The organism is Amycolatopsis sp. NBC_01286, from assembly GCF_035982555.1.
Lineage (GTDB): Bacteria > Actinomycetota > Actinomycetes > Mycobacteriales > Pseudonocardiaceae > Amycolatopsis.
In genome coordinates this window covers 9,483,989-9,496,667 of record NZ_CP108428.1, presented here as the reverse complement: position 1 = coordinate 9,496,667, position 12,679 = coordinate 9,483,989, and the positions used below count along the sequence as shown (strand labels likewise).

Annotated in this window: 15 protein-coding genes; 7 read left to right on the top strand and 8 right to left on the bottom strand. The window is 70.6% G+C overall.

Annotation, left to right across the window (positions count from 1 at the left end):
• Positions 1 to 33: 33 nt before the first annotated feature.
• Positions 34 to 864, top strand: a complete 831-nt coding sequence (locus OG570_RS43450; protein ID WP_326954537.1) for an SAM-dependent methyltransferase — start codon at positions 34 to 36, stop codon at positions 862 to 864.
• Here the strand turns inward: OG570_RS43450 and OG570_RS43445 are convergent.
• Together OG570_RS43445 and OG570_RS43440 are read right to left on the bottom strand one after the other, a co-directional pair.
• The gene (locus tag OG570_RS43445; protein WP_326954536.1) at positions 861 to 1,775 is read right to left on the bottom strand and encodes an aminoglycoside phosphotransferase family protein; all 915 of its coding nucleotides are present in this window, start codon (positions 1,773 to 1,775) and stop codon (positions 861 to 863) included. The genes OG570_RS43450 and OG570_RS43445 overlap by 4 nt on opposite strands.
• Before the next feature lie 61 nt (positions 1,776 to 1,836).
• Positions 1,837 to 2,718: an SDR family oxidoreductase gene (locus OG570_RS43440; protein ID WP_326954535.1), complete on the bottom strand. Its 882-nt coding sequence runs from the start codon at positions 2,716 to 2,718 to the stop codon at positions 1,837 to 1,839.
• 84 nt (positions 2,719 to 2,802) lie between these two features.
• Between OG570_RS43440 and OG570_RS43435 the strand changes: the two genes are divergently transcribed.
• Positions 2,803 to 3,381, top strand: a complete 579-nt coding sequence (locus OG570_RS43435) for a TetR/AcrR family transcriptional regulator (protein WP_326948077.1) — start codon at positions 2,803 to 2,805, stop codon at positions 3,379 to 3,381.
• 130 nt (positions 3,382 to 3,511) lie between these two features.
• Positions 3,512 to 4,165 (top strand): VCBS repeat-containing protein, encoded by a 654-nt coding sequence (locus OG570_RS43430; protein WP_326954534.1) that lies wholly within the window; start codon positions 3,512 to 3,514, stop codon positions 4,163 to 4,165.
• 22 nt (positions 4,166 to 4,187) lie between these two features.
• Here the strand turns inward: OG570_RS43430 and OG570_RS43425 are convergent, their stop codons facing one another.
• Both OG570_RS43425 and OG570_RS43420 read right to left on the bottom strand, forming a co-directional pair.
• A complete protein-coding gene (locus OG570_RS43425; RefSeq protein ID WP_326954533.1) occupies positions 4,188 to 4,655 on the bottom strand; it encodes a hypothetical protein in 468 nt (155 codons plus the stop codon).
• Between the two features lie 106 nt (positions 4,656 to 4,761).
• On the bottom strand, positions 4,762 to 5,493 hold the full coding sequence (locus OG570_RS43420; protein WP_326948080.1) for a GAF and ANTAR domain-containing protein: 732 nt from the start codon (positions 5,491 to 5,493) through the stop codon (positions 4,762 to 4,764).
• Between the two features lie 320 nt (positions 5,494 to 5,813).
• Here OG570_RS43420 and OG570_RS43415 point away from each other — a divergent pair, with 320 nt between their 5' ends.
• From OG570_RS43415 to OG570_RS43400, 4 genes are all read left to right on the top strand, one after another.
• Positions 5,814 to 6,608, top strand: a complete 795-nt coding sequence (locus OG570_RS43415; RefSeq protein ID WP_326951488.1) for a SigB/SigF/SigG family RNA polymerase sigma factor — start codon at positions 5,814 to 5,816, stop codon at positions 6,606 to 6,608.
• Positions 6,609 to 6,801: 193 nt separating this feature from the next.
• The gene (locus OG570_RS43410; RefSeq protein WP_326954532.1) at positions 6,802 to 7,035 is read left to right on the top strand and encodes a hypothetical protein; all 234 of its coding nucleotides are present in this window, start codon (positions 6,802 to 6,804) and stop codon (positions 7,033 to 7,035) included.
• A 331-nt stretch (positions 7,036 to 7,366) separates the two neighbouring features.
• Positions 7,367 to 9,298, top strand: coding sequence for a hypothetical protein (locus OG570_RS43405; protein ID WP_326954531.1), 1,932 nt, complete (start codon positions 7,367 to 7,369; stop codon positions 9,296 to 9,298).
• 21 nt (positions 9,299 to 9,319) lie between these two features.
• Positions 9,320 to 10,327, top strand: a complete 1,008-nt coding sequence (locus OG570_RS43400) for a right-handed parallel beta-helix repeat-containing protein (protein WP_326954530.1) — start codon at positions 9,320 to 9,322, stop codon at positions 10,325 to 10,327.
• 60 nt (positions 10,328 to 10,387) lie between these two features.
• Here OG570_RS43400 and OG570_RS43395 read toward each other — a convergent pair whose 3' ends face one another.
• From OG570_RS43395 to OG570_RS43380, 4 genes are all read right to left on the bottom strand, one after another.
• Entirely contained in the window at positions 10,388 to 10,570 is a 183-nt protein-coding gene (locus OG570_RS43395; protein ID WP_326954529.1) for a helix-turn-helix domain-containing protein, read from the bottom strand.
• Between the two features lie 171 nt (positions 10,571 to 10,741).
• Positions 10,742 to 10,969, bottom strand: coding sequence for a hypothetical protein (locus OG570_RS43390; protein WP_326954528.1), 228 nt, complete (start codon positions 10,967 to 10,969; stop codon positions 10,742 to 10,744).
• 87 nt (positions 10,970 to 11,056) lie between these two features.
• Positions 11,057 to 12,355 carry a pentapeptide repeat-containing protein gene (locus tag OG570_RS43385; RefSeq protein ID WP_326954527.1) on the bottom strand — a complete coding sequence of 433 codons (1,299 nt, stop codon included), beginning with the start codon at positions 12,353 to 12,355 and terminating at the stop codon, positions 11,057 to 11,059.
• A 67-nt stretch (positions 12,356 to 12,422) separates the two neighbouring features.
• A complete protein-coding gene (locus tag OG570_RS43380; RefSeq protein ID WP_326948083.1) occupies positions 12,423 to 12,584 on the bottom strand; it encodes a hypothetical protein in 162 nt (53 codons plus the stop codon).
• Positions 12,585 to 12,679: the final 95 nt, after the last annotated feature.

Below are 12,679 nucleotides of genomic sequence, written 5' to 3'. Positions count from 1 at the left end.
CCCAGGTGAATGTGGTCCCGATCCGGAGGTGGCGTGACTCTCGCAGTCGACCCGGATGTGTGGTCGGATCATTGGTGGGACCAGGACGTCGCGTCGCCGGCCCGCATTCGTGACGCGGCCCTGCGCGGCCACGACAACTACGCCACCGATCGCGCCGCGTTGCGCGACCTGGACGAGGCCGCGCCGGGTTTCACCGACCTGCTGCGCGCGGCCCGGGCGTGGCACGTGCGGGTCGTCCGCCACCTCGCCACCCGCGGCGTCGACCAGTTCCTGGACCTGGCCGCGGGATTGCCGACCGCGCAGGACAACACGCACCAGACCGCGCAGCGGGAGAACCCCGACGCGAAGGTGATCTACACCGACACCGACAGCCTCGTGCTCAGCTACGAACGCGCGCTGCTCGACGACAACGACAACACCGCGGTGGTGCGCGCCGACCACCTGGAGCCGTGGCACCTGCTGGGCCACGAGACGGTCAGCACGGCGTTCGACCTCACCCGCCCGGTAGCCGTACTGCTGACCACGGGCGTCCAGCACGAACCGGACGACGCCCGCCTGGTCGCGGCCCTGGCCGGCTACCGAGCACTGCTGCCGCCGGGATCGGTGCTGGCGCTGAGCTGCTGGGCAGAACCCACCGGCGCCGGCGTCACCCCGCACGCGATCGAGCGCACGTGGGAGTCCCGCTGCCACCGGCCGGTCCGCTGCCGCACCGAAACGGGCGTAGAGCGCCTGTTCACCGGATTCGACCTGCTCGACCCGGGCTTGGTACGCCTGCAAGACTGGTGGCCCGACGGCCCAGCACTACGCGCCCCCCGCCCGGCACAACGGCTTGCCATCGGCGGTGTGGGGATGAAGCGGTCTTAACACTGGTACTCGGCGAAGATCTCGTCCAGAACACGCCGTGCGTTCACGGCTTCGTGGTCATCGCGGCCCCAGGTCTGGGCGCACGTGACGAGCGTCTTCCACAGCGCCCAGCCGCGGCCGCGTGCCCACTCGGCGTCGTCGACGGACAGCCGCTCGCGGAACGACCGGCGGCCGTCGGCGGTCAGGAGGGTCCACGCGATGGCCACGTCGCAGGCCGGGTCGCCGGCGCCGCAGGTGCCGAAGTCGATGACCGCCGCCAGCTTTCCGTTCTCTAGCAAGAGATTCCCCGGGGCGACGTCGCCGTGGAACCAGCTCTCCGCGCCGTCCCAGTGCGCGGCCAGCGCGGTCTGCCAGATCTCGCCGGCCAGGTCGACGTCGACGTGGCCGGCCAGCTTCGTGAGCGCGCGCCGGGCCGACTCGTCATACGTGCGCAGGGTGCCGCCGCGGAACCAGTTGTGCTTGCCCGGCCGTGGCGCGTCCGTGGTGTCGATGCTCCGCAGCGCCACCAGGAAATCGGCGAGATCGGCCGCGAACCCGACGGGGTCGGCGATCCGGTCCGCGCTCGCGGGCTCGCCCTCGAGCCACGGGTATATCGACCACGGGAACGGATAGCCCGCGCCGGGACGGCCTTCCGTCAGCGGGACGGGGACGGGCAGCGGCAGCCGCGGCGCGAGCACCGGCAGCCAGCGCTGTTCCTTGGCGACCGCCAAGGCGTACTCGGCCGCGCTGGGCAGCCGCACCGACATCGTGTCGCCGAGGTGGAAGGTCCGGTTGTCCCAGCCGCCGTCCGCCACGGGCCGGACCGGGAGGCCGGCCCACCGCGGGAACTGCTCGGCGACGAGCCGGCGGACCTGGTCGGCGTCGACGGTCAGGCGCTGGGGCACGGGACCGAGCGTGGGTGTGGTGCTCACCCGGTCATCATGATCTGTGAGGTACCGGCAGCGGGACCGAATTATCCCGCTGCCGGTCCAGTCAGGCCTGGATGTTCTCCAGGTCCTCGAGCAGGCTCGGGTGCTTCGGCTCCCAGCCGAGCGCTTCCCGGGTGTGGACGCTCGACGAGGGCTGGTCGGCCGCGAAGATCGGGCCCAGCGGGCCGAACGTCTCCTCGGCCACCGATTCGACCGGCAGGCCCAGGCGCCGGCCGATGACCGCGGCGATGTCGCGCACCGCGTCGCCCTCGTCGGCGACGGCGTGCCAGGCGGTCCCGGCCGGGGCCTGCTCCAGGGCCAGCCGGAACAGGACGGCCGCGTCGAGGGCGTGCACCGCCGGCCAGCGCTGGGCGCCGTCGCCGGGGTAGCCGGACACGCCGGTCTGCCGCGCGATCCGGGTCAGCAGGCCGGCGAAACCGCCGTCACCCTCGTTGTGGACGGTGCGCGGCAGCCGCACGGCCGAGCTGCGGACCCCGCGCGAGGCCAGCTCCAGGGCGGCCGTGACGGCACGGCCGCGGCCGCCGACCGGCCCGTCGGTCGGCGCCGGGTCGGCCTCGGTGGAGAGGCGGCCGGACACCCACGGCGTCCCCGAGACCGTGACGAACGGGCGGTCGCTGCCGACGAGCGCCTCGCCCAGGGCCGCGATGGCGGCGCTCTCCTCGGCGACCGACCGCGCGACGGCCTCGGCGCTGCTGAAGTCGTTGCTGAACGCCAGGTGGATCACCCCGCCGGCCCGCTCGGCCCCGGCGCGGAGGACGTCCAGGTCGGCGATGCTGCCCCGCACCGCCTCGGCGCCGGCCTTCTCCGCGACCAGTGCGGACGCGTCGGAGCGGGCGAGCACCGACACGGTGTGGCCGTGGCCGAGCAGCTCCGCGACGACGGCGGAGCCGACCAGCCCGGTGCCGCCGGTGACAAAGACATGCATGGGATCTCCAGAAAGTGATGGGACTAGTGTCTCATCACGCTACCAGAGTGATGCGACACTAGTCCCATCACCTATGATCGCCCCATGGCACGATGGGAACCGGGGGCGCGTGAACGGCTCGTCCTGGCTGCCGTCGACCTCTTCACCGAGCAGGGGTACGACGCCACCACGGTCGCGCAGATCGCCGAGCAGGCCGGGGTCACGAGAAGCACCTTCTTCCGCTACTTCCCGGACAAGCGCGACCTGCTCGTGGCCGGGCAGGAGGCCTTGAGCCGACTGCTGGCCGAGGGGATCACCGAGGCGCCGCCGGGGGCCACACCGCTCGAAGCGGTCGCGGCCGGCCTCGAACGCGCGGCGAGCACGATGGGCCCGATGAACCGCGAGCTCGGCCCCCGGCTGAAGGCGGCCGTCGCCGCCAGCGCCGAGCTGCAGGAGCGGGACGCCCTCAAGAGCGTCGGTCTCGCGGCCGCCATGACGGCGGCGCTCGTCGCCCGCGGGGTGCCCGACCCGATCGCCCACCTCGCGGCCGAGCTGGGCGTGCTCGCCTTCAAGCGGGCCTACGCCGAGTGGTCCGACGCCGACCGCGAGACCGCGGGCGAGTTCGCGCCGCGCGTCCTGGCCGCCCTGGACGAGCTGCGTGCGGCGAGCGCGTCCCTGGGCTGACCTGGCCTTAGGGCCGAGGTTGCGTTCGTGTGGCACATCGCACCCGCGGTGCACGCGATGGTGCCGTGACCGTCTTCCTTCATGAGAGCACTTTCGGTGAAAAGATCACCGGAAGACGGAGGGAGATCTCATGAACCGCACCGGACTCGTCCGCACCGCCACCGTCGCCGGCCTCGCCGCGGCGCTGGGTTTCGCCGCCGCCGCGCCGGCCATGGCCGCGGGCCCGGCCCCGGTCACCACCGTCGCCGACCTGGACGGCAACGGGGAGATCGAGACCGTCACCGCGCAGCTGACCGGCGACAGCGACCAGCTGATCTCGGCCACGGTGAACGGGACGTACACGTCGATCCACCTGCCGGCCGACAGCCAGTTCGGCATCGAGGCGCCGCGGGTGACCGACCTCAACGGTGACGGCCGGGCCGAACTGGTCGTCACGCAGTCCGTCGGCGCCAACACGACGTTCTACTCCGTGCTGCACTACGACGGCCGCAACCTGAGCCAGGTCGTCGGCGCCGACGACAAGCCGTTCTCGGTCGCCGAAGGCGGCGGCGTCGCCGCGCACCTCGGCTACCAGTGCACGCCCCTGGAGGGCGGCCGCGCGTTCACGACCGTCGCCGCCGAGAACGACGACGTCAGCCGCCCGGTGGATCAGATGACGTACTCGGGCACCCGCACCGTCTACACGCTGCGCGACGGCGCGCTGAGCGTCTACGAGAAGACGCCGTTCAGCGCTCGTCCCGCGAAGGACCCGGTGCTCGCCACGGATTCCGGTAGCTGCGCCTGAGCCGCGGCGACGTCGGGAGGTGTCACCCGGCGCGGGCGTGCTTCACGCGCGCGATGTAGGTGCTGGACGCCGGGAGGTACGACAACACCAGGGCGAGCACCGACACCGCGGTGCTGACGTAGTTCACCGCGGTGCCCGACGTCGCCACCAGGGACGCGACCTGCAGCAGTGTGACGATCGTCAGCACGATGCGGGCCCAGTTCCGGCCGGCTTTGAGCCGGAAGCTCAGGAACAGGTACAGCGCGGCGAGCACGACCAGCACCCCGATCCCCGCCGCCTGCCCGAAGGTCGCCGACCGCTGGATCTGGTCTTCGGTCAGGTGCGCCGAGGACGAGCCGGCGCTCGCGGTGCGCAGCGCCTGCGCCAGCTCGTCCCGGTAGCCGAGCAGCAGCCCGGCGCCGACCAGCGCGGAGATCGTCGACACGAGGTAGCCGAAGAACGCGGCGACCAGCGTGCCCGGGGGAGTGGGGTGGTCCGTTCGGATGTCCATGAGCCGAAAGTAGGCAGGCCGCCGGGCCGCCGCTGTGCGGGAAGCGGAAGTCCGTACCGGGGCACGAGAAGCGGGCCGGCTTCCTCATACCCGGGTACGAGAGGCGTCAGGCCCGGATGTCCTTGTCCGAAACCGTGGTGACGAACCGGTGTGCGACGTCGCGCAGTTTGACGTTGGTCTGCTGCGACTGGCGCACGAGCCGCCGCATGGCGTCGTCGGCGTCGATGCGGTGGATCGCCATCAGCATGCCCTTGGCCTGTTCGATCACCGCGCGCGATCGCATGGCGGTGGTGAGGTTCTCGCACTCCGTCAAGGCCACGCGGTAGCGGCGGACGGTACGCAGCCCGAACGCGACGAGCGTGGTGTAGACGCTGAGCATGTGCGATTCGGCTTCGGCGAAGCCGTGGTCGCCGAAGCCGAAGAGGTTCAGCGCGCCGTCGAGCGTCTCGTCGACGCGCAGCGGCGCGGCGAGGTAGCTGCCGACGCCGAGTGCGGTGGCGTGCTTGGTGAACTCCGGCCATTCCCGCGTCGCCGTGGACAGCGACACGCGCACGACGTGCCCGGTCTCGGCGGCCTGCAGGCACGGGCCGTCGCCGGCTTCGTACTGGTGCCGGTCGATGTCCACGGCGCGCTGGTCCGAATGCGCGGCGGTCTCCGGTTCGCCGTGGTGGATGGCGGTGATGCTGGCCATGTCGGCGTCGGGGAACGCGTTGACCGCTTCGGTGACGATGGTGTCGAGGACGCTCTGCTCGCCGTCTGCGGATTCGAGCGCGCGGGTGAGGGCCGAGGCCGACGCGGCCAGTTCGTCGAGCTGGCCGGTGAGTTCCGTGTCCGCCATTCCGGTCTCCGTTCGCCACTGCTGCGTACGTGGGGCCGAGTCGCGGCCGCCACCACAACCGCTGTGGTTTCAACGGATCAGCAAGGATCCTAGCGGGTCGGCGCGCGGGGTGCGCCGGACCGTGGGTTGGCCGTCCACTGTGGACCAAATGGCCTACCGGCGGAGACGGTTCGTAACCGCAGTGTCACGATGACGTCCGTCACCGCGGAACGAGGTTTGCCCCGCCGTGGCGGGGGTATCAGCAGCCCGACGAACAGGAGATCGCCTTGACGACCGTCACGCCGGTCGCGGGCCGCACCGAGCAGGACGTCGCCGTCCCGGTGCCGGCCACGCACGACCACCCGCGGTCCCGCGAGCGCAAGCGGGACGACTACTCCCACTGCGCGCCGCTGTTCGCCGAGCTCGCGGCCCTGCCCGAGGGCCACGCCGGCCGGGCGCGGCTGCGCGAGCGGCTGATCATCGAGTTCCTCCCGCTCGCCGACCACATCGCGACCCGGTTCAGCGGCCGGGGCCAGCCCCGCGACGACCTGGTCCAGGTGGCCCGGCTCGGGGTGATGAAAGCGGTCGACCGGTTCGATCCCACGCACGGAGCGGACTTCCTGTCCTTCGCGGTCCCGACCGTCATGGGCGAGGTCCGCCGGCACTTCCGCGACACCGGCTGGGCGCTGCGCGTCCCGCGCGGCCTGCAGGAGCTGCAAGGCCGGCTGTCCCGCGGCACCACGGAGCTCGCCCAGCACCTGGGCCGGGCCCCGACGCCCAGCGAGCTCGCCGGTCACCTGGGCATCGACGTCGAGACCGTCCGCGACGGCCTCCTCGCGGCGAACTGCTACGAGACGTCGTCACTGGACCAGCCGCTCAACAACGGCGAGGGCAGCAGCTCCCTGGCCGAGGTGATGGGCGAGCCGGACGCCGGCATCGGGTTCGTCGAGGACCACCATACGCTCGTCCCGCTGCTGAAGAAGCTGCCGGCGCGGGAGCAGGCGATCGTCCGGATGCGCTTCTTCGAAGGCCTGTCGCAGTCGCAGATCGCCGCCCGCGTGGGCGTGTCCCAGATGCAGGTTTCGCGCTTGCTGGCCAAGACGTTGCACCAGCTGCGCGACCAGCTCGAAGGTTAGGGTCACAAGGGTCGCGGTCCGGCACGCCGGTGCGTACCCGCCCGTGCCCTCGAGGAACGACGTGTCGCCGAAGGTTGCCGACCCGGGACACCCGCGGGCCGGGTCCCGCCGCCGACGCCGTCGGGGAAGCGCCAGGTAACCCCTCGAGTCGGCGCCCTCGCCGAACGTGGCGTCGCCGGAGACGCGGAGCCCGGTGGGATCCCGCGGCGGGGGCGCGCCGTCGGCGTACTGCAGCGCGACGGCGAGCACGTCCGGGGTGGTGTCGCGGGCCGCGCCGGCCGCCCACGGGGCGAACCAGGCCGGCCGCTCGGCACCTCCCTCGCTCGCTGTCGATTCCCGCCACGTCGAGCTGAGCCGCACCGTGCGGGACGGCGACCGGGCGCTCGTCGGGAATGCTCTGGTGGAAGCGAAGGTCGGCTTGCACTGAGTGGCCGGCAGGACACCCTTTGTTAGGAAAGTATCTTTACTAGCGTGACCCGACGCTGTACGGTTCGGGGCAACGCCGCCTTCATGCAGTCCTGGTGAGAACCAGTCAGCTACGGAGGAGCCTTGCCCAGACCAGCGATCGGCCCGGCGGTCACCGCCCGGCCGGCAGCCTCGTCGTCTGCCGCGTACCCGACGTCCCCGGAGGCGGTTCCCGCCGTCCCGCCGGCGTTCCCCAGGAGGCCGGCGCGCGGGATTCCCGTCACCGCCTGAGTTCCGCGTCTCCACGAGGGCCCCGTGCCCTGTCCCGTGCATCATTCGATCGGAGGGTTCCTTTGTCACGCAAGAAAATAGTCGCGGGCATCGCCGCCGCCGCGTTCATCGCGGCCGGCGTCAACGCGGTGTCGCCGTCGATCGCCACCGCGGTCCCGCCCGGCCCCGGCGCGCTCACCACCCTGGACACCTCGGCCGGCAACCGGGCGGCCCCCGTGGCCGGGCTGTACGACTGGAGCAAGGCCGGCTACCGCGGCGGCCGGAACCTGCCCGGCGCCAGCGCCGTCAACCCCAGCGCGAGCTGCAAGATCACCGCGGCCCAGCTCGCTTCGACGTACCAGGTCAAGCCGGACGACGGCGTCGACGACACCGCCGGCATCCAGGCCGCCATCGACAAGATCCACACGTCGTGCACGCCCTCGGCGAGCTACGACAAGCTGAGCCTGATCACCTTCCCGGCCGGCACGCTGAACGTCACGCACGAGATCCACGTCGACGCCGGCTACCTGATCCTGCGCGGCGCCGGCACGGACCAGACGAAGTTCGTCTACACCCCGGACAAGAACACCGAGTACGACGTCCTCACGCCGGACGGGGACCAGTGGGACCAGGGCAACATGGGCTACGAAGACGGCTCCGGCGGCTGGCTGTGGCCGGGCCGCGGCCTCTTCCGCGTGCAGTCGCGGGGCGTCGACCCGAGCTACGCCAGCGAGTACAAGGCCGCGCCGGCCAACCGCAAGGACATCTTCGAGGGCACGGTCAACGTGCACTGGAAGGCGGGCGCGAAGCTGCGGGAGAAGCCGGGTGACAAGGGCTTCGCGGCGCGGGCCGGTGACAAGACCGTCTACCTGGCCACCAGCGCCAAGACCACGAACATGAAGGTCGGCGGCTTCATCAACATGCGGGCCGCGAACTCGATCAACTTCTACAAGTCGATGAACGCCTACCCGACGACGTGGCCGCTGGAGAACCTCCACATGCGCCAGCAGTGGTTCACCATCACCGCGATCGACACCAAGAACCACACCGTGTCCATCGACAAGCCGCTCGAGTACGACATGCCGGTCGACTCCACTTCGGACGGTTCGGCGGCCATCGACGGCAGTGTCTACGCCTCCAAGGCGTCGCCGATCCCGGACCCGATCGTCGGCGTCGGCTTCGAGAACTTCACCTTCGGTCAGTCGGCCCCGGCCGGCATCACCGAGGCGCAGGCCAAGGACAACTACGGCAACCTGGCGCCGTCGCTGGCCATGCAGGGCATCGTGTTCAAGTGGGCGGCCGACTCCTGGGTCACCGGCATCCACTCGACGATGACCGGGTCGCACCCGATCGTGACGGAAGAGGCCAAGAACCTCCAGATCGTGAACAACGAGCTCGACGGCTCGTGGAACAAGGGCAAGGGCGGCAACGGCTACTTCCGCGGCTCCCGCGTCTGGGACTCGCTCTACGCCGGCAACACCACCCGCGACCTGCGGCACTTCACCTTCCAGTGGTCGGCCTCGGGCAACGTCGTGATCGGCAACGACATCGACTCGGACTTCAACATCCACGGCGGCTACGAGCGCAACAACCTGTTCGAGAACAACACCAGCCGGGTGTCCTACGCCCACCGCTCGGGCAACTGCACCGCGCACTGCGGTGACGAGGGCGGTGACGCGCCGGACGACTCGAGCTGGTTCCCGATCTACTGGTCGACCGGGCAGAAGGCGGTCAAGTGGTCCGGTTCGTCGGGCCCGCGCAACGTCTTCTTCAACAACACGATGACCAAGCAGATCACCGCGGGCGCGGCGTACACGCCGTACTACGCCGACCACACCAAGATCTACCAGTTCGGCTGGGACGGCACCAAGTTCCACCACCTCGACGCCGGCGGCCAGCCGATCGTGGACTGGGCGCACAACGAGCAGCGGGACTACACGAACGGGCACGGTGTCGACGACACGAAGACGAGCACCGCGAAGTCCTTGTTCCTCAAGAGCATCCCGGTGAGCTGACCGTCCGGAAAGGACCATCCGATGATCAAGACACTGGCGGCGCTGAGCCTGGTCGGGCAGCTCGTGCACCCCGCGGCGACGACCATCACCGTCACCACCGCGACCCAGCTGTCCGCGGCGCTGTCCGCGGCCAAGCCGGGCGACACGATCGCGCTGGCGGACGGCGACTACAGCGGCGCGTTCGTGGCGACGAAGCCGGGCACGGCGTCGGCGCCGATCACCCTGACGGGCAGCGCGAAGGCCGTGCTGCACGACCCGCTGTTCAACCCCGGTGACACCGACTGCCCGTCCGGCCGGACCGGCTACGGCCTGTGGCTGCAGGGCGCGAGTTACTGGAACATCAAGGGAATCTCGGTCACGAACTCGAAGAAGGGCATCGTCCTCGACGGCGCGACCCACGTCACCATCGACGGCGTGAGCGTGCACGACATCGGCTACGAGGGTGTGCACTTCCGCAAGAGCAGCGCGTACGGCGTGATCAAGAATTCGACCGTCTACAACACCGGCAAGGAAGAGCCCGGCTACGGCGAGGGCGTCTACCTGGGTTCGGCGAACAGCAACTGGGAGTGCTACGGCACCGGCGGCGGCGAGAGCCCCGACGCGGGCAACTACATCCAGGTGCTGGACAACAAGATCGGCCCGGGCGTCGCGGCCGAGGGCATCGACATCAAGGAGGGCACCCACGACGGCCTGATCTCCGGCAACACCCTGGACGGCACGGGGGAGAAGAACCAGAACTCCGGCGACTCCACGATCGACGTCAAGGGTGACAAGTACACGATCACCGGCAACAAGGTGACCCACCCGTACCTGGACGGCTTCCAGGTGCACAACGTCTGGGAGAACGCGGGCTGCGGCACCACGTTCAGCAAGAACACGTTCACGCTGACGAACGCGTCGGGCTACGGCATCAACGCGACGAACCAGAGTGACTGCGTCTCGCAGAAGAAGCCGAACGTGATCGGCGCGTCGAACACGTCCACGGGCGGCAAGGGGGTGTCGAAGACCCCGGTGACCCCGGGAACCTGACGGATCGTCGCCGTTCTCCTCCGGGTTGTGCACCGGAGGAGAACGGCGGTGCCGCCGGCGTCAGCCGCTGGCCGCGGCCGAGCGCAACGCGAGGGCCACGGCGTGGGCCCGGTCCTTCGCACCCAGTTTCACCAGCAGGTTCGACACGTGGTGCTTGACCGTGCGGACGCTGACGAGCAGGTCGTCGGCGAACTCGGAGTTGGAGAGGCCGTCGGCGATGTGGCCGAGAACCCTGGCGTTCACGCCGGGTCAGCGCCGGGTCGCCACCGGACAGCAGGCCGCCGAAGGCCGGACTGACCCACCGCCGCCCCGCACACACCGCGACGATCGCCACCCCCAGCTCCCGGCCGAGGTCGCCGGCGCTCACGAGCCCGTCGATCCCGGTCCGCCCGAAGTGACGAAGCCGCTCGGCGGTCATAGTCGGGCGGTGACGAGCACCGTCGCGACCCGGCGGGCACCGGCGGCCATGGCGGAGCCGGTGACCAGCGCCGAGGCACCGTCCCGGGTGACCACCGGGAGCGGCGCGGGCAGCACCACCAGCGAGTCTTCGGCCCGCCCCCGGGCGGCGCGGTCGGTGAGGTCCAGCGTGACGCCGAGGGGGAAGCCGTGCGTGGTCAGCGTGAATTCACTTGGTCCCAGCACGACGCTCCCTGGATCCGTCCACCCGGACCCAGCAGCGTCGACGAAGGCCCTGTCGGCTCGGTTTCCGAAGCCTGTCGCGAGGGGCGGTCAGCGGGCAAAGACGAGTGTTCGCTCGACCGGAGCGTCGCCATCCGGTGAAAGCTTCCATCCGTCGGGCCAGACGTGATCGTGGTTTTCGCCGCTCACGCGCGCATGGGCGAGGTCCACGTCTCCGGCGAACTCGGCTCCGGCGAAGGATGCCGAGCCGTGGAAAACGGCGCCGTCGAGATGCGCTACACCGTCGATCGTGCGCTCCCCGCCGAACAAAGCGCCGCCGTGGAAGCGGGCGTTTTCGAACGCCGCGCTGCTGTGGAACCGAACTCCCCGGAACAACGCCACCTCTTGGAAGCGGGCGCCTTTGAAGTTGGCCGATCTTTCGAACGTCGCGCCACCGAAGATGCTGTGGCCGTCGAAGCGGACGTTTTCGAACCGGGTCCAGCCGGCGAATCGCGCACCACCGAACCGGACATTGCCGATGCGGCACGCTCGCAGGTCGAAGTGGCAGAGGAGTGCGCCGGTCAAGTTGAGCTTGATGTCCGGCCAGTACTCCGAACGCACTTCGTGCGGGTCGTCGCCGGGATACAGGTGATCGGCGAGGATGCGTTGTGCTGTTCCCCGGACCTCGAGTTCTTGTGTGCTGGCGTGATCAGAGCCGTCGTCGCGCCGCCGCGGTGCTTCGGCCGCATCCGGACGGGTCTCGGTGATGCTCAGGGACGACCACGGCGGCAGCGTGCGAACAGAGGGCAGCGTGTAGGGCATCCGCAGGTAGGCGCAGAGGAGGTTCACGATGGTCTGACGCTGTGTGGGGGTGTTCTGCGCCAGCCTTTCCAGCGCGTAGAGACCCGCAAGGCGAACCGCCGCCGTGGTGGAGCCCAGCTGGTCCGCCGCCTTGGTGTACAGCTCGGTGATCCGGCGTTCGATCGCGTCCAGGCTCGCGTCTTCGGCGAGACGCACCTGGTGCGCCCGGCTGTCCGCGGCCACTCGCTCGACGTGATCCTGGGTGCGTTCCCGCTGGGCGAGCTCCTGCTCCTTGCGGCGCAGTTCCAGCTCGGCCAGCCGCTGGCGGCGCGCGGCCAGGAGAAGGGCCACGGCACCTCCGGCGCCGAGTACCACGTTGCTCGTCGCCCGGAAGACTTCCAGCCGCGCTTGGTCGGCGGAGGTGCCGCCGCCGAACAACGCCAGCAGCAGCCAGAGCGTGCCGAAAGCGATGATGACCAGGAGCAGCCCGGCCATCGCGATGGCGCGGGTCGTGAGGACCTTGCCCAGGCGATCGCCGAGTGGGGGCGGTGTGCCGGTTCCGCCTGGATCAGCGGTCGGCGGTCCTTCGCTCGGCGGCGGGGTGCTCACTGCCTGACTCTCGCGCGGGAGTCGGCGCGGAGTCGAGGTGCATTCGGGGGAGAACCGGCGCGGGCGGTCAGCGGGGCCGGTTGAGGTGGGTGTTCACCGCGTGTTCGTGGCGTGTGATCCGCTGGTGCAGGTCGGCCAGGGCGTCCGCCAGTTCGTCGGACTCCGCTTCGGCGCTCGTGGCCGCGTCTGCCGGCTCGGCGGCCGTGTCGGCTCGCTTTGGGTTGTCCACCTGTTCACCACCGGCTTTCCGCGTGCCACCGTCCCCGGGTGATCACTGCCCACGGGTGGGCCGGGTCAAACGATCACCTGGTCGGCGGGGCATGC